Source organism: Pseudomonas sp. HB05, from assembly GCF_016756915.1.
Classification (GTDB): Bacteria; Pseudomonadota; Gammaproteobacteria; order Pseudomonadales; family Pseudomonadaceae; genus Aquipseudomonas; species Aquipseudomonas alvandae.
Genome location: NZ_JAESPG010000001.1, coordinates 299,547 through 321,824 on the forward strand (window position 1 = coordinate 299,547; position 22,278 = coordinate 321,824).

General features: G+C 61.2%; 20 protein-coding genes and 1 pseudogene. 14 read left to right on the plus strand and 7 right to left on the minus strand.

From position 1 onward, the window contains the following. Nucleotides 1–3: 3 nt before the first annotated feature. Entirely contained in the window at nucleotides 4–1,212 is a 1,209-nt protein-coding gene (gene coaBC / locus JMN22_RS01350) for a bifunctional phosphopantothenoylcysteine decarboxylase/phosphopantothenate--cysteine ligase CoaBC (protein WP_030138213.1), read from the minus strand. 145 nt (nucleotides 1,213–1,357) lie between these two features. On the opposite strand from coaBC, the gene radC reads away from it, so the two are divergent. Then, the gene (gene radC / locus JMN22_RS01355) at nucleotides 1,358–2,032 is read left to right on the plus strand and encodes a RadC family protein (protein ID WP_198796213.1); all 675 of its coding nucleotides are present in this window, start codon (nucleotides 1,358–1,360) and stop codon (nucleotides 2,030–2,032) included. A 138-nt stretch (nucleotides 2,033–2,170) separates the two neighbouring features. Here the strand turns inward: radC and JMN22_RS01360 are convergent. After that, a pseudogene (locus JMN22_RS01360) lies at nucleotides 2,171–3,754 on the minus strand (ABC transporter substrate-binding protein); the annotation flags it as partial. 436 nt (nucleotides 3,755–4,190) lie between these two features. Here JMN22_RS01360 and rpmB point away from each other — a divergent pair. Together rpmB and rpmG are read left to right on the plus strand one after the other, a co-directional pair. Further along, a complete protein-coding gene (gene rpmB / locus JMN22_RS01365; RefSeq protein ID WP_003177273.1) occupies nucleotides 4,191–4,424 on the plus strand; it encodes a 50S ribosomal protein L28 in 234 nt (77 codons plus the stop codon). 11 nt (nucleotides 4,425–4,435) lie between these two features. Beyond that, a complete protein-coding gene (rpmG, locus tag JMN22_RS01370) occupies nucleotides 4,436–4,591 on the plus strand; it encodes a 50S ribosomal protein L33 (RefSeq protein ID WP_003177274.1) in 156 nt (51 codons plus the stop codon). A gap of 184 nt (nucleotides 4,592–4,775) precedes the next feature. Here rpmG and JMN22_RS01375 read toward each other — a convergent pair whose 3' ends face one another. Further along, nucleotides 4,776–5,138 (minus strand): cupin domain-containing protein, encoded by a 363-nt coding sequence (locus JMN22_RS01375; RefSeq protein WP_030138210.1) that lies wholly within the window; start codon nucleotides 5,136–5,138, stop codon nucleotides 4,776–4,778. A gap of 232 nt (nucleotides 5,139–5,370) precedes the next feature. On the opposite strand from JMN22_RS01375, the gene JMN22_RS01380 reads away from it, so the two are divergent. Further along, the gene (locus JMN22_RS01380; RefSeq protein WP_198796215.1) at nucleotides 5,371–6,864 is read left to right on the plus strand and encodes an aldehyde dehydrogenase; all 1,494 of its coding nucleotides are present in this window, start codon (nucleotides 5,371–5,373) and stop codon (nucleotides 6,862–6,864) included. A 162-nt stretch (nucleotides 6,865–7,026) separates the two neighbouring features. Continuing rightward, nucleotides 7,027–8,169 (plus strand): MFS transporter, encoded by a 1,143-nt coding sequence (locus tag JMN22_RS01385; RefSeq protein WP_198796216.1) that lies wholly within the window; start codon nucleotides 7,027–7,029, stop codon nucleotides 8,167–8,169. Nucleotides 8,170–8,319: 150 nt separating this feature from the next. Here the strand turns inward: JMN22_RS01385 and JMN22_RS01390 are convergent, their stop codons facing one another. Continuing rightward, nucleotides 8,320–9,888: a phospholipase D family protein gene (locus JMN22_RS01390; protein WP_198796217.1), complete on the minus strand. Its 1,569-nt coding sequence runs from the start codon at nucleotides 9,886–9,888 to the stop codon at nucleotides 8,320–8,322. 175 nt (nucleotides 9,889–10,063) lie between these two features. Here JMN22_RS01390 and JMN22_RS01395 point away from each other — a divergent pair, with 175 nt between their 5' ends. The 3 genes from JMN22_RS01395 to JMN22_RS01405 all read left to right on the plus strand — a co-directional run bounded on the left by JMN22_RS01395 (nucleotide 10,064) and on the right by JMN22_RS01405 (nucleotide 14,066). Further along, nucleotides 10,064–10,813: a DUF1120 domain-containing protein gene (locus JMN22_RS01395; RefSeq protein WP_225936077.1), complete on the plus strand. Its 750-nt coding sequence runs from the start codon at nucleotides 10,064–10,066 to the stop codon at nucleotides 10,811–10,813. 131 nt (nucleotides 10,814–10,944) lie between these two features. Continuing rightward, a complete protein-coding gene (locus JMN22_RS01400) occupies nucleotides 10,945–11,649 on the plus strand; it encodes a fimbria/pilus chaperone family protein (RefSeq protein WP_033864412.1) in 705 nt (234 codons plus the stop codon). Then, a complete protein-coding gene (locus JMN22_RS01405; protein WP_198796218.1) occupies nucleotides 11,649–14,066 on the plus strand; it encodes a fimbria/pilus outer membrane usher protein in 2,418 nt (805 codons plus the stop codon). The genes JMN22_RS01400 and JMN22_RS01405 overlap by 1 nt, the downstream gene beginning before the upstream one ends. 34 nt (nucleotides 14,067–14,100) lie before the next feature. On the opposite strand, the gene JMN22_RS01410 is transcribed toward JMN22_RS01405, so the two are convergent. Beyond that, nucleotides 14,101–15,531, minus strand: coding sequence for an aminotransferase-like domain-containing protein (locus JMN22_RS01410; protein WP_198796219.1), 1,431 nt, complete (start codon nucleotides 15,529–15,531; stop codon nucleotides 14,101–14,103). Between the two features lie 178 nt (nucleotides 15,532–15,709). Here JMN22_RS01410 and JMN22_RS01415 point away from each other — a divergent pair, with 178 nt between their 5' ends. Beyond that, nucleotides 15,710–15,955 carry a DUF1127 domain-containing protein gene (locus tag JMN22_RS01415; protein ID WP_030138202.1) on the plus strand — a complete coding sequence of 82 codons (246 nt, stop codon included), beginning with the start codon at nucleotides 15,710–15,712 and terminating at the stop codon, nucleotides 15,953–15,955. Between the two features lie 109 nt (nucleotides 15,956–16,064). Here the strand turns inward: JMN22_RS01415 and JMN22_RS01420 are convergent, their stop codons facing one another. Next, the gene (locus tag JMN22_RS01420; protein ID WP_198796220.1) at nucleotides 16,065–17,378 is read right to left on the minus strand and encodes an NAD(P)/FAD-dependent oxidoreductase; all 1,314 of its coding nucleotides are present in this window, start codon (nucleotides 17,376–17,378) and stop codon (nucleotides 16,065–16,067) included. 146 nt (nucleotides 17,379–17,524) lie between these two features. Between JMN22_RS01420 and JMN22_RS01425 the strand changes: the two genes are divergently transcribed. Next, entirely contained in the window at nucleotides 17,525–17,878 is a 354-nt protein-coding gene (locus JMN22_RS01425; protein ID WP_198796221.1) for a YkgJ family cysteine cluster protein, read from the plus strand. A gap of 134 nt (nucleotides 17,879–18,012) precedes the next feature. Here JMN22_RS01425 and JMN22_RS01430 read toward each other — a convergent pair whose 3' ends face one another. Continuing rightward, nucleotides 18,013–18,501: an Lrp/AsnC ligand binding domain-containing protein gene (locus JMN22_RS01430; RefSeq protein ID WP_003206849.1), complete on the minus strand. Its 489-nt coding sequence runs from the start codon at nucleotides 18,499–18,501 to the stop codon at nucleotides 18,013–18,015. A 155-nt stretch (nucleotides 18,502–18,656) separates the two neighbouring features. Here JMN22_RS01430 and dadA point away from each other — a divergent pair, with 155 nt between their 5' ends. The 4 genes from dadA (at nucleotide 18,657) to JMN22_RS01450 (ending at nucleotide 22,134) form a co-directional block, all read left to right on the plus strand. Further along, on the plus strand, nucleotides 18,657–19,961 hold the full coding sequence (gene dadA / locus JMN22_RS01435; RefSeq protein ID WP_030138199.1) for a D-amino acid dehydrogenase: 1,305 nt from the start codon (nucleotides 18,657–18,659) through the stop codon (nucleotides 19,959–19,961). Continuing rightward, nucleotides 19,933–20,286 (plus strand): RidA family protein, encoded by a 354-nt coding sequence (locus JMN22_RS01440; RefSeq protein WP_030138198.1) that lies wholly within the window; start codon nucleotides 19,933–19,935, stop codon nucleotides 20,284–20,286. Before dadA ends, JMN22_RS01440 begins: the two co-directional genes overlap by 29 nt. Nucleotides 20,287–20,383: 97 nt before the next feature. Beyond that, nucleotides 20,384–21,457: an alanine racemase gene (alr, locus tag JMN22_RS01445; protein ID WP_198796222.1), complete on the plus strand. Its 1,074-nt coding sequence runs from the start codon at nucleotides 20,384–20,386 to the stop codon at nucleotides 21,455–21,457. A gap of 128 nt (nucleotides 21,458–21,585) precedes the next feature. Continuing rightward, a complete protein-coding gene (locus tag JMN22_RS01450; RefSeq protein ID WP_030138196.1) occupies nucleotides 21,586–22,134 on the plus strand; it encodes a cupin domain-containing protein in 549 nt (182 codons plus the stop codon). Nucleotides 22,135–22,278 lie beyond the last annotated feature (144 nt).

Genomic DNA, 22,278 nt, shown 5'->3' on the forward strand with positions numbered 1-22,278 from the left:
AAATTAAACCTGGTTCAGCCGTTCGGCGATGAAAGTGATCAGTTGGCGGGCGATCTTGCCCTTGCTGGTCTGGGCGAAAAGCGTGGCGTGCAACTGGCGGTCGATCACGCTGCAGGCGTTTTCTTCGCTGTTGAAGCCGATGCTCGGGTTGGCGACGTCATTGGCGACGATCAGGTCCAGATTCTTGTCCTTGAGCTTACGCGCGGCGTAATCGAGCAGGTGTTCGGTTTCGGCGGCGAAGCCCACGCTGAATGGACGGTCGGGGCGGGTGGCGATGGTGGCCAGGATGTCAGGGTTGCGCACCATTTGCAGGAGCAGGCCGTCGCCGCTCGTAGGGTCTTTCTTCAATTTTTGCGGGGCGACGACTTCAGGGCGGTAGTCCGCCACTGCCGCCGAGGCGATGAACAGGTCGCACGGGATGGCGGCTTCGCAGGCTGCAAGCATGTCTCGGGCGCTGACCACGTCGATACGGGTCACGCGGTCCGGCGTTGGCAGGTGCACGGGGCCGGTGATCAGCGTCACCCGGGCGCCGGCCTCCACGGCGGCTTCGGCCAGGGCGAAGCCCATCTTTCCGGAGCTGTGGTTGGTGATATAGCGCACCGGGTCGATGTTTTCCTGGGTCGGCCCGGCGGTGATCAGCACGTGCCTGCCCGTCAGGGCCTCGCGTTTGAAGCAGTCGGCGGCGCACTGGGCCAGGTCGGTGGCCTCGAGCATGCGGCCCATGCCGACATCGCCGCAGGCCTGGCTGCCGGAAGCCGGGCCGAAGACTTTCAGGTCGCGGCTTTCAAGCAGTTGCAGGTTGGCCTGGGTGGCTGGGTCGCGCCACATCGCCTGGTTCATGGCCGGTGCCACGGCGACCACTGCGTCGGTGGCGAGCACCAGGGTGGTCAACAGGTCATTGGCAATGCCTTGGGCGAGGCGAGCGATCAGATCGGCCGTCGCCGGGGCGATCAGCACCAGGTCGGCCCACTTGGCCAGTTCGATATGACCCATGGCGGCTTCGGCCGCCGGGTCGAGCAGATCCAGGTGGACCGGGTGGCCGGACAGGGCCTGCATGGTCAGCGGCGTGATGAACTCGCTGCCGCCACGGGTCATGACGACCCGCACTTCCGCGCCCTGGTCGATAAGCCTGCGAACCAGCTCGGCGCTCTTGTAGGCAGCAATGCCGCCGCCGACGCCCAGAACGATGCGTTTCCGATACAGCCGCTGCATAGGCCTGCCTTTCGATTTCAGTGGTCAGTGCAGGGCGAAACCCTCGGCATGAGCCTGCCTGGGTGCAAATCGCCTGCAAAAAAGATGGGCTAAGATATCACAGCGTCCGCTACGGAACAGCGGCGCCCACTATCAGGGAGATGCCATGAGTATTCGGGATTGGCCCGTGGCCGAGCGGCCGCGGGAAAGGTTATTGGCGTCGGGAGCGGGGAGCCTTTCGGACGCCGAGTTGCTGGCGATATTTTTACGCACGGGTGTGGCGGGCAGAAGCGCGGTGGACCTGGCGCGACAACTCTTGATCCAATTTGGCAGCCTGCGCGCGCTGCTTGAAGCGGATCAGATCACCTTCAGTAACCATATGGGGCTCGGGCCGGCGAAGTTTGCCCAGCTTCAGGCCGCTCAGGAAATGAGTCGTCGGCATCTGGCTGAACGGGCACGGGAGAAGACCACGCTGGAAAGCCCGTTCGCGGTCCGTGACTATCTGAAATCAATGCTGCGCCACGAGCCCCACGAGGTGTTTGGTTGCCTGTTTCTCAATTCCAAGCACCAGGTGCTGACCTTCGAGGCGCTGTTTCGCGGCTCGATCGATAGCGCCAGTGTCCATCCCCGGCAAGTGGTCAAGAGGGCATTGGCCCACAACGCCGCTGCCGTGATCCTGTGCCACAACCACCCCTCCGGCAACACCGAGCCCAGCCAAGCCGATCGAGCGCTCACCGAGCGGCTTCAGGAAGCGCTTGAGCTGATCGATGTGCGGGTATTGGACCATTTCATCGTTGGCGATGGGGAGCCATTGTCCATGGCGGAGTATGGGTGGATGTGAGCCCGATCTGACGATACGAAACCCTTGTGGGAGCGAGCTTGCTCGCGATAGCGGTCGGTCAGCCAACATCAATGTCGTCTGATACGCCGCCCTCGCGAGCACGCGCGGTCCCACAGGGGGTGGGGTGGGGGGGGGGTACTTGAGACTGACCTTGGAATAATCCTGGCGCCCAAACGGGCTCACCGCATACCCCTGCACATCCTTGCGGGTCAGTGCGAAGGCGGTGGGGTGCGCCAAGGGCAGCCAAAGGGCCTGCTGCTGGATCTGCGCCTGGGCCTGTTCGTAGAGCTTGGTGCGTACACCTTGCTCGCCAGTGGTCTTGCCGGCGCTGATCAGCTTGTCCAGGTCCGGGTTGCAATAACGGGCGAAATTGGTCCCGGACTTCACCGCGGCGCAGGAAAATTGCGGGGTGAGGAAGTTGTCCGGATCGCCGTTATCCCCGGCCCAGCCCATGAACAACAGGTCATGTTCGCCGGCCTTGGCGCGGCGGATCAGCTCGCCCCATTCGATCACGCGGATTTCCGCCTGGATGCCGATCTCTGCCAGGTCCGATTGCAGCAACTGTGCCCCCAGGCTCGGGTTGGGGTTGAGCAGGCTGCCGGAGGGGCGAGTCCAGATAGTGGTCTTGAAGCCTTCCTTCAAACCGGCCTTGGCCAACAACTCCCGAGCCTTGGCCGGATCATGGGCATAGCCGGGCAGGTTTTTCGCGTAGCTCCAGGTGTTCGGTGGATAAGGGCCGTTGGCCGCTTCGGCGGTGCCCTCGAAAACGGTCTTGAGGTAGCTGGGCTTGTCAAAGGCGAGATTGATCGCCTGGCGGACTTCAGGCTTGTCCAATGGCGGATGCTGGCTGTTGATCGCCAGGAAGGCGGTCATGAAGGCGTCAGTCTGTTCCACTTTCAACGTGGGCTCTTGCTTGGCGGCCTGTACGTCCAGAGGCTTGGGCGACAGTGCGATCTGGCATTCATTGCGCCGCAATTTCTGCAATCGGACGTTGGCGTCCGGGGTGATGGCGAAAATAAGGGGGTCTACCTGAGGCTTGCCGCCGAAATATTCGTTGTTGGCCTTGTAGCGAATCGAGGCGTCTTTCTGGAAGCGGTTGAAAATGAACGGGCCAGTGCCGATGGGTTGGCTGTTGAGCTGTTCCGGCTTGCCGGCGTTCATCAACTGGTCGGCATATTCGGCTGAATAGATCGACGCGAAACCCATGCTCAGCGTGGCCAGGAAGGTTGAGTCGGCGTGGTCCAGCGTGAATCGCACCGTCAGCGGGTCGAGTGCGTCGATTTTGGTGATCAGCGCAGGCAGTTGCATGGACTGCGCGTGGGGGAAGCCGCTTTGCGCAACTTTATGCCAAGGGTTGGCCGGATCGAGCATCCGATCGAAGCTGAACTTGACGTCTTCGGCCGTCAGGTCGCGGCGCGGTGTGAAATAGTCGGTGTGATGGAACTTGACCTGTGGCCGCAGCTTGAAGACATAGGTCAGGCCGTCGGGCGAGACGTCCCAACTGCTGGCCAGGCTCGGCACCACTTTGCCGCTGGCCGTGTCGAAATCCACCAGGCGGTTCATCAGCACGTCGGCGGAAGCATTGGTGGTGGTCAGCGAGTTGTATTGAACGACATCGAACCCCTCCGGGCTGGCCTCGGTACACACGCTCAGGGCGGCGGCCTGGGCCAGCGGGCTGATCAGCAGAGGGGCGAGCAACAAGGGTAGGGCAGCGAGGCGCATGATTGATTTCCTGTGCAGGTCGGAGGCCCATCTGCGAGTGCAGTCTGGAAAAGGCCTACCCTAGTGGGCTCGCCGGTAAATGACTATCCCCTTTTTGCATTTTCCGGCACTCTGCGGCGCTGTACTCAGGTTCCCATCGGGTGCCAGTGAAAAATTACCTGCGTGCAGCGACGAGCGGTAAAGGGCTGCGCCAGCCTCTGCCCCCGCCGTCCGGGGCGCTTGCTCGAAGATTCCCCAGGAAGACAAATCACAACGGCTGTTGTTGTGCCTGGGTCTTTCTGGTATAAAGCAGCGCTCTTTTCTAGGGGCCCGGTTCCTTCACTGTAGGTGTAGCCGGTAAGACCCTTAAAGAAACGCGGCGCCTGGCGCCAAATGACTGAGAGATTAAGCGGCCAACCCATGCCGGGTTGGGCATGTGGTTTTAGAGGGCTGAGGCATGTCTAGAGTCTGTCAAGTTACCGGTAAGGGTCCGGTGACTGGGAATAACATTTCCCACGCAAACAACAAAACCCGTCGTCGTTTCCTGCCGAACCTGCAGCATCACCGCTTCTGGGTTGAAGAAGAGAAACGTTTCGTACGTCTGCGCGTATCTGCCAAGGGCATGCGCATCATCGACAAGCGTGGCATCAGTGTCGTGCTGGCCGAACTTCGTCGCGATGGCAAGGTTTAAGGGAGCTAATCATGCGTGAATTGATTCGTTTGATCTCGAGCGCCGGTACTGGTCACTTCTACACTACCGACAAGAACAAGCGTACTACCCCGGACAAAATCGAGATCAAGAAATATGATCCGGTTGTTCGCAAGCACGTGATCTACAAGGAAGGCAAAATCAAGTAATTGATTTTTCCCTCTTTACGAAAAAGGCCCGTATCGCGAGATACGGGCCTTTTTTGTTGTCTTTTTTCTGTCTGTCAGGACCTCATCGCGAGCAAGCTCGCTCCCACAGGAGTCCAGGCGTCACACAGTCCAGTGTGGGAGCGAGCTTGCTCGCGATGGGGCCAGTCCAGGCAACACAAAATCCTCAAGCCTTCTGCTCAAACACCACATAGATCTTGCGGCACGGTTCCAGCACTTCCCAGGTGCCCTTGAACCCGGCCGGGATCACGAAGCGATCGCCCGCCCGCAGGGTCTTGGCGTAGCCATCGTTGTCCCGCAGTACGGAGACACCTTGGACGATCTCGCAGTATTCATGCTCGGTATAGTTGACCGTCCACTGGCCGACGGCGCCTTCCCAGACCCCGGCATTCATTTGCCCGCAGGGGCTGCTGTAGTGGTTGAACACCGCTTGTTCGGGATCGCCCTTGAGTACCTTGGCCGGGTCCGGGCGATAACGATCGGCGGGCGTATTGGCCTGGCCAAAATCGACGATGTCCTGAATGCTCATGCGCTTGGTCTCCGGTGATGGCTTGGAAGGCCTCGAGTCTATGTTTATTAAAATGAACATCGCAAGGCCGTTTGCCTGGGTTGTGTCAAATATATTGAAACATTACCAGCGGCTGGTTTAGGGTGGTGGATGCCCCGTGCCGAAAACAACGCCGTAAACAGGCTGGCGCGGCAGGAATTCTTGAACGCTGCGCGGGACGCGGCGTTCCTACCAATAAGAGGAGGACACTCGCATGACCACCCTGACTCGTGCCGACTGGGAACAGCGCGCCCGCGACCTGAAGATAGAAGGCCGCGCCTTCATCAACGGTGAATACACCGATGCGGTGTCCGGCGAAACCTTTGATTGTTTGAGCCCGGTCGATGGCCGCCTGCTGGGCAAGATAGCCAGTTGCGACGTGGCTGATGCCCAGCGCGCCGTCGAAAACGCTCGTGCGACTTTCAGTTCCGGCGTCTGGTCGCGCCTGGCACCGAGCAAGCGCAAGGCCACCATGATTCGTTTCGCCGGCCTGCTCAAGCAGAACGCCGAAGAGCTGGCCCTGCTGGAAACCCTGGACATGGGCAAGCCAATCAGCGACTCCCTGAACATCGACGTTCCTGGCGCGGCCCAGGCGCTGAGCTGGAGCGGCGAAGCCATCGACAAGATCTACGACGAAGTGGCCGCTACGCCCCACGATCAGTTGGGCCTGGTGACCCGCGAACCGGTTGGTGTCGTGGGCGCGATCGTGCCGTGGAATTTCCCGTTGATGATGGCTTGCTGGAAGCTCGGCCCGGCGCTGTCCACCGGCAACTCGGTGGTGCTCAAGCCCTCCGAGAAATCCCCGCTGACTGCGATTCGCATCGCTGCCCTGGCCATGGAGGCCGGTATCCCGAAAGGCGTGCTGAACGTCCTCCCGGGGTACGGCCACACCGTTGGCAAGGCCCTGGCCTTGCACATGGATGTCGATACGCTGGTGTTCACCGGCTCCACCAAGATCGCCAAGCAATTGATGATCTATTCCGGCGAATCCAACATGAAGCGCGTCTGGCTGGAGGCCGGCGGCAAGAGCCCGAACATCGTCTTCGCCGATGCGCCGGATCTGCAAGCCGCCGCCGAATCCGCCGCCAGCGCCATTGCCTTCAACCAGGGCGAAGTCTGCACCGCCGGTTCGCGGCTGTTGGTGGAGCGCTCCATCAAGGACACGTTCCTGCCGCTGGTGGTCGAGGCGCTCAAGGGCTGGAAACCCGGCAATCCGCTGGACCCGGCCACCAATGTCGGAGCCCTGGTCGATACCCAGCAGATGAATACCGTGCTGTCCTACATCGAGGCCGGTCACAGCGATGGCGCCAAGCTGGTGGCGGGCGGTAAGCGGATCCTCGAGGAAACCGGCGGTACCTATGTCGAGCCGACGATTTTCGACGGCGTGAGCAACGCGATGAAAATCGCCCAGGAAGAGATTTTCGGCCCAGTGTTGTCGGTCATTGCCTTCGACAGCGCCGAAGAAGCCATCCAGATCGCCAACGACACGCCTTATGGCCTGGCGGCGGCGGTATGGACCAAGGACATCTCCAAGGCTCACCTGACCGCCAAGGCACTGCGCGCCGGCAGCGTGTGGGTCAATCAATATGACGGTGGCGACATGACCGCGCCGTTCGGTGGCTTCAAGCAGTCGGGTAACGGTCGCGACAAGTCGCTGCATGCGTTCGACAAGTACACCGAGCTGAAGGCGACCTGGATCAAGCTCTGACCGGGGCTTCATGCAGCGCTGATCCTTTGTGGGAGCGGGCTTGCTCGCGAAGGCGGTTTAACATTCAACGGTTATGTTGACTGGTACTCCCCCTTCGCGAGCAAGCCCGCTCCCACATTGCTGTGTGCAAGGCTTGAAATCTGAATCCACAGGAGCGTGGAAATGCGTTGGGCGACTTATTTCGCCGTGTTGGCTTCTGTCCTGAGTGTCGGCCTGGCCCTGGGCGTAACCATGCCCCTGGTGTCGCTGCGCCTGGAAGGCTGGGGTTATGGCTCGTTCGCCATCGGTGTGATGGCGGCCATGCCGGCGGTTGGCGTGCTGGTAGGGGCCAAGGTGTCGAGCCGGCTGGCGGCGCGCTTCGGTACGGCGGCGCTGATGCGCTTGTGCCTGTGGGCCGGAGCGCTGTCCATCGGGTTGCTGGCGCTGTTGCCCAGCTATCCGGTCTGGTTGCTGCTGCGGCTGGTGATTGGCGTGGTCCTGACCCTGGTGTTCATTCTGGGTGAGAGTTGGATCAATCAGTTGGTCATCGAGCGATGGCGCGGGCGGTTGGTTGCGCTGTATGGCAGCAGTTATGCCTTGAGCCAGTTGTCCGGTCCGTTGCTGCTGGGGGCGCTGGGCACCGATCACGACTACGGCTTCTGGGTGGGCGTCGGCCTATTGCTGGGCGCGCCCTTGTTGTTGCTCGGTCGCAGTGGCGCGCCCAGCAGCGAAGCCAACAGTGTCACGCTCAAGGATTTGTGGGGCTTTTGTCGAGGCCTGCCGGCGATCGGCTGGGCCGTGTCCTTGTTTGCCGCCTTCGAAGCGATGATCCTGACGTTGCTGCCGGTCTATTGCTTGCGCCAGGGTTTCAGTGCGGATGTTGCGTTGGCGATGGTCAGCACCGTGGTGGTCGGCGATGCCTTGCTGCAGCTGCCCATTGGCGCCTTGGCTGATCGCCTGTCACGCCGTTCGCTGTTTACCGGGTGCGCGGTCGCCTTGATGTTCTCGAGCCTGGCGGTGCCGCTGTTGATCGACACGCTTCTCATCTGGCCGTTGTGGGTGCTGTTTGGTGCCAGCGCGGGCGGGCTGTTCACGTTGTCGTTGATTCTGATCGGCGAGCGTTATCGTGACGATGCGTTGGTACGGGCCAATGCCCATATCGCCCAACTGTGGGGGATTGGGTGCCTGGTTGGTCCGCTGATCGCAGGCGCGGGAAGCCAGTGGGTCAGCGGGCATGCGTTGCCATTGTTCATGGCGGCAGGGGCGTTCGGATTGGTGATTCTATTGCTGCGCCAAGGCGCGTTCGGGGCGACGCAGACTGCCTGAAAGATAGAAGCGACCTGTGGCGAGGGAGCTTGCTCCCGTTCGGTTGCGCCAACCGCAAAAGCCGGGACCGCTTCGCCCGAGGCGTCGGACCGGGCCAGCGGGAGCAGGCTTCCTCGCCACAGAGGCGGTCTACCAGAAAGCAGTCGATCTCTACAGCATCCTCTCCAATCCGATCGTCGTGGCGAACCAGGCATTGAACCGGCGCCACCAACTGCCCGGCTCACGGTCCAGGTCGTGCAGCTTGCCATTGTCTTCGGTGGTCCATATCAGCTTTCCGGCATCATCGAGGCGGGCCTGATAGCTCAGGGTTGGCGCCATGCCCTGCAATGCCAGCTCGCGCACCTGGCCGGCAAGTTCCGGGCTGTCTACCAGGACGCCGACTTCGGTATTCCATAGCACTGAGCGCGGGTCGAAATTGAACGAGCCGATGAACGATTTCTGCTGGTCGAAGATGATCGCCTTGCTGTGGAGGCTGGAGTCCGATTCGCCGTAGGACTTGCTGTAGAACAGATGCGGGCTGCTGCCGTTGTCGCCCGGTTGTCGACGCAGCTCGAACAGGCGCACGCCGTGCTGCAACAGGGCGTTGCGATACGGCGCATAGCCACCATGTACGGCGGGCACGTCGGTGGCTTCCAGGGAATTGGTCAGCAGGCTCACCGACACGCCGGCATCGGCGCGGCTGGTCAGGTACACCAGGCCTGGCTGGCCGGGCACGAAATAGGCGGAGATCATGATCAGTTCTTTGCTGACGCCGGCCAGCTCCGGGCCCAGTTGGGTGGTCAGCAACAATTGCGGGTCCGGCTCGTCTTTCGCCAGGACTTTACTCGGCGCGTCCCACAATGCCTGGTTCCAGGCCCAGGTCAGTTGGCTGCGCCAGGTGTCCAGGCGCGGTTGGGTCTTGTAGGCGGTCAACTGTTGGTACAGCGCGTGGTTTTCCTTGTGCGTCTGCTCCAGGGACTCCTGCAGGCGTAATCGGCTGTTGGCCAAGTCCTTGGCGGTAGGCCGATGGGACATGAATTGCTCGATGGGCTTGCTCAGCGCGCTGTTCCAGTACTGATCGAAGCTGTGCCCCAATTGTTCAGCCACCGGACCGACGCCGAGCAGGTCGATGTCGGTGAAGTTGAGGTTGGGTTCGGCATCGAAGTACTCATCCCCCAGGTTGCGGCCTCCGACAATCGCCATGCTGTTGTCCGCCAGCCACAACTTGTTGTGCATCCTGCGATGCTGCAATGACAGGTCGAACAGGCGTCCAAGGCTGCGGGTCACGCCGGTCGCTCGGCCAAGATGCAAAGGGTTGAACAGGCGGATCTGGATGTTTGGGTGCGCGGCGAGCGTCGCGATGATCTGATCCTGGCCGTCACTGGTGGTGTCATCCAGCAGGATGCGCACGCGCACGCCCCGGTCGGCGGCCTTGAGCAATTCATCCACGAGCATTCGCGTGCTGATGCCGTCGTGGACGATGTAGTACTGCAAGTCCAGGCTGCTTTGGGCGTTGCGGATCAATTCGGCACGGGCGGTGAAGGCCTCGGTGCTGTCCGACAACAGGCGAAAACCCGAGCGACCCTCATGAGGCGCAGCTTGCGCCTGGACCGAGCGACCAAATGCCGAACTCGCCGCTGGCAATGCCTGGCTGGGCTCGCGAGTAATGTCCAGGCTCGTACAGCCGCAGAGAAGCGCAGCAAGCAGCAGAGCGAAAGGCAGGGCCAGATGTGGTCTCAAATCAAGTCGTCCCGGATCGTTGCGAGGAAGTATGGCATGGCTTTGTGATTCATCCTGTTTGCGGGATACGACGCCTCAGGCTGTGGGAACCCGCTTCAGAAGTTGGAAAAGCCACAAGCCACGTTGAAAAAGCCAGATCCTTGCAAGGTCTTTTCCTACATAAAAATCCTACCTGATGAGCAACGATACGCAGGCATTGGCAGGGGGTGGTTGGTTCTCTTTCCCCGATGCCATTGCATGGCTGTATCCCTTTCTCTTTTGCAGGTACGTGACTATGAAAAAACGACTCTTGGCCACCTGCTTGGCCGTTGCCTCTACACCCTTGATCGCCCAGGCGGCCAGTGTTGATTTGAACGTGACAGGCCGAGTTATCCCGACATCCTGCATTCCGGCATTTGCCGGCGGTAGCGATGTCAATCTAGGTCGGATTTTCTCTTCGGCCCTGGCTCCCGACAGGCAGAACGATCTTCCCCCGCGGGATATCAGTCTGCAAATCACCTGTAGCGCCCCGGCATCCGTGGAGATCGCCGTCACCGATAATCGCGGTGCATCCAAGGTGCCCGGTCTGGCTTTCAATGGTCGTTCGGGCGACGAACTGTATTACGGCCTGGGCAGCACCCAGGGGGTTGGAATCGGTGGTTTCGGTCTGTTGAGTGGCTTGCCGCGGACTGACGGCGTTCCGCAGATTCTGCTGGCGCGAACGCTGGCCAATCCGAGCTGGAGTGTTCCGACCAATGGTTTGATTACCAATTCGCCGACGACTTACTCCTGGGGTTCAAGCTCGGCATCCGGCCCTGCTGCTGCTCGTCTTCACACGTTGCCGATGAAAGTCGCCGCGGCCATCCGTGCCACTTCCGAGTTGCCGCCGACTACGGATGAGTTCGATCTTGATGGTTCGGTCACGTTCGATGTGTTTTACCTCTGACGCCTGAAGTGACGGAGCGTCGTGAGCGTTTGAAAGGCCTGCAGTGACCTGAAGGTCTGCGCTCCGGCGGGTTGGTTTGCTGCCGACGGGACATGCCAGGCATGTCTCGGTCGGTGCTTCTGGAGATTTCCATGTTTTTGCGAAATTGCTTACCGGTATTGAACACGGTGGCGGCGTTGTGCCTGCCATTTATAGCCTCCGGCGCCCAGGCCGCTGGAATGGTCCCGGAAACGCCGGTAGTGATTGTCGACCAGGGCAAGGGTGAGGCGACTCTGAATATCAAGAACACCGATGAACGACCGGCGCTGCTTTACAGCTCTGTCTTGGATGTTCCAGAAGACTCGGAGCCGTTGCTTCTGGTCAATCCGCCCGTGGCTCGGGTCGAACCCGGGCAGAGCCAGCAGGTGCGTTTTATCCTGCACAGTCGCGCTCCTTTGCAGACGGAGCGCCTCAAACGCGTGGTGTTCGAGGGTATCAAGGCGCGTCCAGCGGCGGGTGGCGCACAGATTTCCATGGGCGTGCGTCAGAACATTCCGGTCATTATTCGTCCGGCGCACCTGGCGATTGAGCGAATGCCTTGGACGCGACTGGTCTGGAGCGCCAAGACCGGGCAGGTCAGCGTGAGCAATCCCAGCCCCTACGTCGTGAGGCTGGCAAGATCAGTGAGTTTGATTCCAGGCGGTACGACACTTGATCTGGGGCGTACCTATATTTTGCCCGGGGAAACGTTGACGTTCACCACCCCCTCGAGCCTGGGCACCCATGTGCGGTTGTTTCCAGCCACCACTTACGGGTTCGCGGCTGCCAGTCATGACGCACGCTTGAGCCTGCAATAATGCGCCCGGGTGTCCTTTGGCGGCTCGTCGGCAGCCTGGTCTTGATGTCGACTGCCCGGGCCGAAGCCTCGGCACAAGCATCCGCTGAATTTGACCGCTCGGTGCTGCGGGCGCGGGGAGTCGACCCGGATGTTGCCGAATATTTTCGCCGCGCCGCACGCTTTGCTGCTGGACGCCATCGTGTCGCCTTGAGCGTCAATGGCATTCCATCCGGGCAGGTCATGGCAATGTTCGATGGCGAAGGGCAGTTGTGCCTCGATGCGAACCTGCTTGAGCGCGCGGGGATTGCCGCGTCGCTTAATGCGTATCCCGGCGCTGACGATCCGCAGTGCGTGTCTGTTGACCAAGGGTTGGCCGGCGCTCAGGTGCGGCTTGATCCAGGGCAAAACCTTGTGCATCTGGTGGTCCCCGCAGACTGGCTCTTGAGGCCCACCGAGAGCCGTGGAAGCTGGGATTCGGGTGGGATGGCCGGCGTATTGAACTACGACGCGCTAGTCATTGCCGGCTCCGCCGCCGGCCAGTCCAGTGCCTATCGCAGCGTGGGCACCGAACTGGGCTTCAACGCGGGAGACTGGGTGGTCCGCAGTCGTCAGAACTACACGTCATTCCAGGGAGTAACGCGTTTCGAGACGTTGTACACCCAGGCATCCAAGACGTGGGAGCGCTTCGATGCGCATATTCAACTGGGCCAGTTGAATATGCGTTCGCCGTTGTTTTCCACAGGACCTTTCACGGGTGTGCAAATCTTTCCTGAAAATGCGCTTTCGGCGGGTGCGGATGGACTGGGGGGCGGGTCGCTGGTCCACGGGCTGGCCTATTCGACGGCCAGGGTCGAGGTCCGCCAGAGCGCAATAGTGATCTACACCACGTTGGTGCCCGCGGGGCCGTTCACACTGCGCGATTTACCGTTGATCAGTGACCGGGTGGACTTGGAAGTCAGCGTGTTTGAAGAGAACGGCGAACGTCGCGACTTTCATGTGCCCGCCGCGGATGTGCGTCCGGTAAGGCTCGGGGCTGTGTCCAGTTATGGGCTGGCGGCAGGCAAGATCAGGCAGTTCCCTGGGAGCGAGCGTGACACGCCGGCTTTCTTTGCTGCCAGCCGGGACTGGCGATGGGGACCGCAGACCCAGACAAGCGCAGGGTGGATGGGGGCCGAAGGTTACCAGTCCATGGGCTGGGGGATCTCACAGGCATTGACCCGAACGACAATACTAGGCCTGCAGCAACTCGGTTCACGCACGGCGCAAGGCACCCGTGGCCAAGAAATGCAGGCTACGCTCAACACCGTGGCGGGCGCTGGGCTAACCGTCGGACTGACGGCCGGCCAGCGCAGTTCCGGGTTTCGATATCTGTCCGAGGCGAGTCTCGACCCTGCCGTTGGTGATCCGCTTGCCCGGGCGACCCATCACTGGAGTCTATCGCTGAGGCGGGCGGATTCGTCGTGGGGAGCAGTCAGCGGATCGCTGACTCGCTACAAAGGCGCGGGCGGGAACGGCAATTCGCGCATCAGTACGGCATGGTCACGGGCATTCGACTGGGCGACGTTTTCGTTGAGTGTCGAGCATGACCGGGCTGAACAGGCAGGCCGGACCGGTGTGTTCGCCAATATTGGCGTGCCCTTGGGACGCAATCGAAGGCTGAGCATTTCTACTCGCCATGATGACTCTAGAGGATTGCGTACGGGCGCGCGCTATACCGAGCAGGTCAGTGACAGCCTGGGTTACAGCATCGGTGCCGATCGTTCCGCCGCTGGCCGGAACGACCTCAATGCCAGGCTTAACGCCTTGCCCCGTTACACCAGCGCCGAACTGGGATATGCCCAGACCAGCGCGGGAGCGCGCCATTATGACCTGGCGTTGCGCGGCGGGCTGGCTTTGCATGAGGAGGGCGTTACGCCTTCGCCGTATCCGCTGCGCGACACGTTTGGCCTGCTCAAGGTCGGCGACTCTGCGGGAATCAAGATTGGCACTTCCCAGGGGCCCGTCTGGACCGACGGCGCGGGGCGTGCAGTGGCGGCCGCGTTGCCGGCCTACCAGGCGAGCCGCATTGAAATCGACACGGTGAGCTTGCCGGGCAACGTCGAGGTACCTAACGGTTTCCAAGAAGTACGCGCCGCGCGTGGCGCGGTGCCGCGGCTCGACTTCCAGGCCGGCATGGTTCGCCGTCTGATGCTGTACGTGCGCAACGAAGAAGGGACGCCCGTGGCGAAAGGCTTGGGCGTCTATGACCATGAAGGGCAGTACCTGACGACGGTAGTCGACGCTGGCCTGGTCTACCTGGAGGATGCCCCCGACGTGGTTCGGCTCAACGTGACACGTGCCGATGAGCGAATCTGCCGTCTGGAATTCGATGCCCGCCAATTACCCGCTTCAACCGAACCCTATGACCGTCTTGAGGTGGTTTGCCAGGAAGGCTGAGCCCAGCGGTGCCTTGGATGTTGGCACGCAACGCTCAGGAGCCATCGGGCATGTCCGCCAGCAGTCGGCTGGCTGCTGTGCCGACCTTGCGCACGGCGTCTTCGATCTGCGCCGTGGGCTTGGCCGCGTAGTTCATGCGCAGGCAGTTGCGGTATTTGCCTGACGCCGAAAAGATGCTGCCGACGGCGATCTGTACACCTTGGTCATGCAGCACGCGATTGAGCTTCAGCGTGTCGAAACCCTCGGGCAGCTCGACCCAGAGCATGAAGCTGCCACGGGGGCGGCTGGCGCGGGTGCCTTGGGGAAAGTACCGGCTCACCCAATCCATCATTACGTCGCGATTGCGCTGGTATTGCGTGCGCATGCGGCGAAGATGGGGTTCGAAGTGCCCGTTCTTGAGGAACTCCGCGATGGCGATCTGAGGCTGCGGCGCGGTAGATCCGGTGCTGATGTACTTCATGTGCAGCGCGCGCTCAAGGTACCGACCGGGCGCAATCCAGCCGACCCGCAGGCCTGGCGCCAACGTCTTGGAAAAAGAACTGCAGAGCAGGACGCGGCCATCTTCATCGAAGGATTTGATCGTACGTGGTCGCGGGTAGGTGTAGGCCAATTCCCCGTACACATCGTCCTCGATAATGGCCACGTCGAAACGCTGGGCCAAGGTCAGCAAGGCGCGCTTATTGGCCTCCGGCATGATGTAGCCCAGCGGGTTGTTGCAGCTGGGCGTCAACTGTATGGCCTTGATTGGCCATTGTTCCAATGCCAGCTCCAGTGCCTCCAGGCTGATTCCCGTGAGCGGGTCGGTGGGAATCTCGAGGGCTTTCATGCCCAGGCCCTTCAGCGTCTGCATGGCGCCGTGAAAGCTGGGTGAATCCACTGCGACAATATCGCCCTGTTCGCAGGTCGCGCGAATGCTGACCGACAGCGCTTCGTGACAGCCGGTGGTGACGATCAGGTCGTTGGCTGTCAGTTGGCAGCCGGAATCCAGGGATAGCCGGGCGATCTGTTCGCGCAACTGGAGGTTGCCGTAGATGTTGTCGTAATACAGACCGGGCATGTCTTGTCGCCGGCTGATCTGCGCCAGGCTGCGCAGCAACGGTTTCATGGTGGGTGAATGGATATCCGGCATGCCACGGCCCAGCTGTACCACATCCTTGCGAGGTATTGCGCGTATCAGTTCCAGCACTTGGTCCCACTGGGAAATATCCACCGGGCGCTGGGCTGGACGGCCGATTGCCGGCAGGTCCGGCAGCTCACGGCTGACCGGGACGAAATAACCTGATTTGGGTTTCGGCGTGGCCAGCCCGTTGTCTTCCAGCACGCGGTAGGCCTGCTGGACGGTGCTCAGGCTGACGCCATGTTCCGTACTCAAGGCTCGCACCGAGGGCAGCCGGTCGCCGGGGCGGTAGAAGCCTTGTTCGATGCGGGTCCCGAGCAACTCGGCGAGATTCACGTAGAGCGTCATGGCGTAGTCCTGATCAGGTGAAAGCAGCGACCGATACAGATGAGCTGAAAAACTTCAATTCAGCCGTGAAAATAGCCTATCTGTATGCATGTAAAAGATATTGGTTGGATCTGTATCGCTTTTTGCCGTCCGCGCATCATGAAACCTCTGGCTACCCAAGTAAACAGGAGCGATCAAAATGAACGGCTTGAGCGATGTGCGGCTGACGTTACACAGTCAGGAACTGGCGGCGGGGCAGGAGAAGGGGCTGCGTAGCGGGGATTTGCGCAATGCTCCAGCCGACCTGAGTCGCTGGGGCCTGTTCTGGCATCGTTTGCATACACGCAAAGCCTTGCTGGATCTGTCGACCGAACAGTTGCGTGACATCGGGCTGAGCCGGGAGCAGGCACGGGCGGAAGGCCTGAAGCCGTTCTGGCGGCTTTGAATCGATAAGAAAACTGTGGCGAGGGAGCTTGCTCCCGCTCGGTTGCGCAGCGACCGCCAGAGCTTGGGGCTGCTACGCAACCCAGCGGGAGCAAGCTCCCTCGCCACGGTTACATCAGTTCTTTCAACCGATGCCACAACATCCCCAGCGCCAGCAATGGCGAGCGCAAATGCTTGCCGCCCGGGAAGGTCATGTGCGGTACCCGGGCAAACAGGTCGAAACCGCCGCCTTGCTGTCCACTGATCGCCTCAGCCAACAGTTTGCCCGCCAGGTGTGTGGCGTTCACGCCATGACCGGAATAGGCCTGGGCGTAATACACGTTCGGCTGGTCTTTCAGCCTGCCAATCTGCGGCAGGCGATTGGCGCCGATGCCAATCATCCCGCCCCACTGATAATCGATTTTCACGTCCGCCAGTTGCGGGAACACCTTGAGCATTTTCGGACGCATATAAGCGCCAATGTCCTGCGGATCACGCCCCGAATAATGACAAGCGCCGCCGAACAACAAGCGCCGATCTGCCGAAAGTCGATAGTAATCCAATGCCACTCGTTGGTCACAGACGGCCATATTCTGCGGCAACAGGGCTTGAGCCTGGGCTTCGCTCAGTGGTTCGGTGGCGATGATGTAGCTGCCGGCGGGCAATACTTTTCCACTCAATTCCTGATTCAGGCCGTTGAGGTAGGCGTTGCAGCCCAGCACCAGGGTATTGGCGCGGACCGAACCTTGAGAGGTGTGGATTTTCACCTGCGGCCCATAGTCAATGCGGGTAACAGCCGATCCCTCGAACAGTCGGACCCCCAGTTGTTGCGCAGCGGCCGCTTCGCCCAGCGCCAGGTTGAGCGGATGCAGATGCCCCGAGCCCATGTCGATCAGGCCACCAACGTAGCGGTCCGAGCCCACCACGCTGTGCATCTCATCGGCCTGCAGCAGCCGGGTCTCGTAGCGATAGCCCAGGCTGCGGAGCTCTTCGCCGTCTTCGGCAAAGCCCTCGAGGTCGCCGGGTTTGTTGGCGAGGTCGCAATAACCCCAGGTCAGGTCGCAAGCAATCTGAAAACGCTCGACCCGCTGTCGGACGATTTCCACCGCCTCGAGCCCCATCAGTTTCATCTGACGGACGCCCTCGGTGCCGACGACAGGAGCGAACTGATCGAGACCGTGGCCAACGCCGCGAATCAGCTGGCCGCCGTTGCGTCCGCTGGCGCCCCAGCCGATTTTGTGTGCTTCAAGCAGGACCACGCTCATCCCGCGCTCGGCCAGTTCGATGGCTGTGTTCAACCCGGAGAACCCGCCGCCCACCACGCAGGCGTCCGCTACCAACTCGCCTTGCAACGCCGGATGGTCCGGCTGCGGCAGGCTGCTGGCGGCGTAATAAGAGGCGGCGTGCGCGTGGCTGGGGACAGGTTGCTGAACACGGGCGTTCATGTGCGTAATCCTGATTTTTGTGTTTGAGAAATTTTACGGAGCATAAGCCGTGCTTTCCCCGGTCGGCAACACTGGTCGGCTGGTGCTGTCTGGCCTGCGGTTTTTAAGGCAGAATCCGGGGCTGTCCCGATCCGGTAATCGCCTCGATGAGCTGCAACAGTCAAAAAATCCGCACGTTGCGTCAGCAGATCCCGACGTTTGAGTGCGTTCCGGGCTGTCACGACTGCTGCGGTCCGGTGACCACCTCGCCCGAGGAAATGGCCCGCCTGCCGCGCAAGAGCCGCGCCGAGCAGGACGCGGCGTTGGAAGCGCTCGATTGCGTACACCTGGGGCCGAACGGCTGCACGGTGTATGACGAGCGGCCGTTGATCTGCCGGCTGTTCGGCACCACGGCGACCTTGCCGTGCCCCAATGGCCGGCGGCCGGTGGAGTTGATCCATCCGCGCGTCGAGAAGCAGATCCATGAGTACATGGCCAGCACTCGGCAGGTGTTGGTTTAACTGCCAGGGATACCGGGTCGCCGCCTTCGCGAGCAAGCTCGCTCCCACAAGGGATCTCCGTTGTTCGCAAGAAAGCGTTCGCCACCTACCTGTGTGGGAGCGAGCTTGCTCGCGATAGCGGCCTGGAGCCAGACTCAATCCGGAATCGGCAGGTTCAGGCTCTCTTTCACCTCTTCCATCACGATGTAGCTCTTGGACTCGCGCACATGGGGCAGCTTGAGCAGGATGTCGCCCAGCAGCTTGCGGTACGAGGCCATCTCGGAGATCCGTGCCTTCACCAGATAGTCGAAGTCCCCCGACACGAGGTGACATTCGAGCACATGAGGCAATTTCAGCACCGCGCGTCGGAACTCTTCGAAGGTGTCGCCGGATTTGTAGTCCAGGCTGATCTCGACGAACACCAGCAGGCTACCCTTCAGGTGTTGCGGATTGAGCCGGGCGTTGTAGCCCATGATGATGCCTTCGCGCTCCAGCCGTCGCACCCGCTCCGTGCACGGCGTGGTGGAGAGGCCGACCTTTTCGCCCAGTTCGGTGAAGGAAATTCGCCCGTCCGCCTGAAGGATGCGCAGGATGTTGCGGTCGATCTTGTCCAGCTCGCGTTTGGTCTGAGTGTTGGTCCGCACAGGTGATGCGCCTCCGTGAAAAGGGTTCTTGCCGAGAATTCTCGCCAAATATAGGCATTTATATAGTGAAAAGCACTGGCTGATCTTTTTTACACTGCGCGCATCTAAGGTTTGTACAACAAACGTCAGCGGTTATCCGCGATGAGGGTTTCAACATGCGCGTTCTGGTCTTGGGTAGCGGCGTCATCGGTACCGTCAGTGCTTATTATCTGGCGCGTGCCGGGTTTGAAGTGGTGGTGGTCGACCGTCAGCCGGCGCCTGCCATGGAAACCAGTTTCGCCAATGCCGGCCAGGTATCGCCGGGTTACGCCTCGCCGTGGGCCGCGCCGGGCGTGCCGCTCAAGGCCATCAAATGGCTGCTTCAGCGTCACGCACCGCTGGCGATCAAGGCCACCGCCGACATCGACCAATACTTGTGGATGGCGCAGATGTTGCGCAATTGCACCGCCAGCCGCTATGCCATCAACAAGGAGCGCATGGTCCGGCTTTCCGAGTACAGCCGTGACTGCCTCGATGAACTGCGCGCCGAAACCGGCATCGCCTACGAAGGCCGCAGCCTCGGCACTACCCAACTGTTCCGCACCCAGGCCCAGCTTGATGGCGCGGCCAAGGACATCGCTGTTCTGAAGGAATCCGGCGTACCGTTCGAAGTCCTCGATCGCGAAGGCATCGCCCGCGTCGAACCGGCCCTGGCGAATGTCACCGATATCCTTGCCGGTGCCCTGCGCCTGCCCAATGACCAGACCGGCGATTGCCAGATGTTCACCACTCGCCTGGCGGAAATGGCCGTGAAGCTCGGCGTGCAATTTCGTTTCGACCAGAACATCGAGCGCCTGGATTTCGCCGGCGACCGAATCAATGGCGTGTGGATCGATGGCAAGCTGGAAACCGCCGACCGTTATGTCCTGGCGCTTGGCAGCTACTCGCCGCAACTGCTCAAGCCGCTGGGTATCCGTGCGCCGGTGTATCCGCTCAAGGGTTACTCCCTGACCGTGCCGATCACCAACCCGGCGATGGCACCGACTTCAACCATCCTCGACGAAACCTACAAGGTCGCGATCACCCGGTTCGACAACCGTATCCGCGTTGGCGGCATGGCGGAAATCGCCGGTTTTGACCTCTCGCTCAACCCGCGCCGGCGCGAAACCCTGGAGATGATCGTCAACGACCTTTATCCTCAGGGCGGCGATTTGGCCCAGGCCAGTTTCTGGACCGGCCTGCGCCCGACCACTCCGGACGGCACGCCGATCGTTGGGGCGACGCCGTTCAAGAACCTGTTCCTGAACACCGGCCACGGCACCCTCGGTTGGACCATGGCCTGTGGTTCCGGTCGCCTTCTCGCGGACCTGATGGCAAAGAAAAAGCCACAGATCAGCGCCGAAGGCCTCGATATTTCCCGTTATGGCAGCAAACCCCAGGAGTCCGCGAAACATGGCAATCCAGCGCCAGCTCACCAATGACCGCATGAGTCAGGTTGTCGTGCACAACGGCACCGTTTACCTGGCAGGGCAGGTCGGCGACGACATGAGTGCCGGTATCGAACAGCAGACGCGCGAGACACTGGCCAATATCGAGCGACTGCTCGACCTGGCCGGGACCGACAAGAGCCGCCTGCTGTCGGTGACGATTTACCTGAAGGACATCGACGCGCACTTCGCCGGCATGAACTCGGTGTGGGACAAATGGCTGCCCAAGGGCGTCGCCCCGGCCCGCGCCACGGTAGAGGCCAAATTGTGCGAGCCGCAGATCCTGGTGGAGCTGTCCGTCGTCGCGGCGCTGCCCTGATCACTGTCAAGACTCTCCCTCTCCCGGCGCTGTTGTCGGCTGATGCCGTCAGCCGGCGCCGGTTTTTTTAACCATGACCGCCTAGAAGCCTGCCGCCATGCGTCCTGCCCGTGCCTTGATCGACCTCCAAGCCCTGCGTCACAACTACCAGCTAGCCCGTGAAGTCACGGGGGCCAAGGCCCTGGCGGTGATCAAGGCCGACGCTTACGGGCATGGCGCGGTGCGCTGCGCCGAGGCCTTGCAGGAAACCGCTGACGGTTTCGCGGTGGCGTGCATCGAAGAAGCCCTGGAGCTGCGGGCCGGTGGGATTCGCGGGCCGATCCTGCTGCTGGAAGGTTTCTTCGAGGCCGATGAACTTGCCTTGATCGTTGAGCACGACTTCTGGTGCGTGGTGCATGCATTGTGGCAGCTCGAAGCGATCGAGCGCGCGACGCTGGGCAAGCCGATCACGGTCTGGCTCAAGCTCGATTCGGGCATGCATCGGGTCGGCCTGCACCCGGACGATTTCCAGCCGGCGTATCGTCGTCTGCTGGCCAGTGGCAACGTGGCGAAGATCGTGTTGATGAGCCACTTCGCCCGCGCCGATGAATTGCATGACCCTAGCAGCCTGCAACAATTGGCAGTATTCGAGCAGACCCGCCAGGGCTTGATGGCAGAGGTCAGCCTGCGCAACTCGCCAGCGGTGCTGGGCTGGCCGCAGATTCCCAGCGACTGGGTGCGGCCCGGCATCATGCTGTACGGCGCGACGCCTTTCGAAGAAGCCAATGCCGTTGCTTCACGCCTGCAACCGGTCATGACGCTGGAATCGAAAATCATCAGCGTGCGTGAACTTCCCGCCGGCGAGCCCGTGGGCTATGGCGCGCGCTTTGTCACGGCGCAACCGACCCGGGTCGGCGTGGTCGCCATGGGGTACGCCGACGGCTACCCGCGCCAGGCGCCCAACGGCACGCCGATACTGGTGGATGGGCAGCGTAGCCAACTGGTCGGGCGGGTATCGATGGACATGCTGGCCGTGGACTTGACCCATATTCCCCAAGCCGGGCTTGGCTCAACCGTGGAGCTGTGGGGCAAGAATGTCCTCGCCAGTGACGTTGCGAAGGCTGCCGACATGATCCCCTACCAGATTTTCTGCAACCTGCGACGGGTGCCAAGGCTCTATTCCGAGGGCTGACACCCAGAGTGACCTACCGAAAGTCGCTTCACCGCACAGGATTCGGGCCAAGGTGTTGTAAATACTGAACGCTGTCGCCATGATAACGCTCACTTTACACATAACCTGATTCCCTGGAGGCTCCAGCATTGGACGTCGGTGAACGACTGCAATCCATTCGTAAACTCAAAGGCCTTTCCCAGCGTGAACTCGCCAAGCGCGCGGGCGTCACCAACAGCACCATTTCGATGATCGAGAAGAACAGCGTGAGCCCCTCGATCAGCTCGCTGCGCAAGGTCCTTGGCGGGATTCCCATGTCCATGGTCGAGTTTTTCTCCGAAGAAATCCTCCAGGAGAAACCGACCCAGATCGTCTACAAAGCCAACGAACTGATCGACATCTCCGATGGCGCCGTGACCATGAAATTGGTGGGCAGGGCGCATCCGAGCCGGGCGATTGCTTTCCTGAACGAAATCTATCCGCCTGGCGCCGACACCGGTGACGAGATGCTCACCCATGAAGGCGAAGAGACCGGAATCCTGGTGGAAGGGCGGTTGGAATTGGTAGTCGGCGCCGAAACCTTCGTGCTGGAGGCGGGCGACAGCTACTATTTCGAAAGTACCAAGCCCCATCGTTTCCGTAATCCGTTCGACGTGCCGGCGCGACTGATCAGCGCAGCCACACCGGCCAATTTCTAGAAGAAGAGGCGCCGAACCCGCAGGGCAAAGGCGCTCGAAGGTTGGGCTGTCATGACAAACAAGACCCTTGCGACTTTGGGGTTGTTTCGGAGTGACAGGCTTACCGCTATACTTGCGCCCGCCTGCAAACCGTGGCCGCAGGCG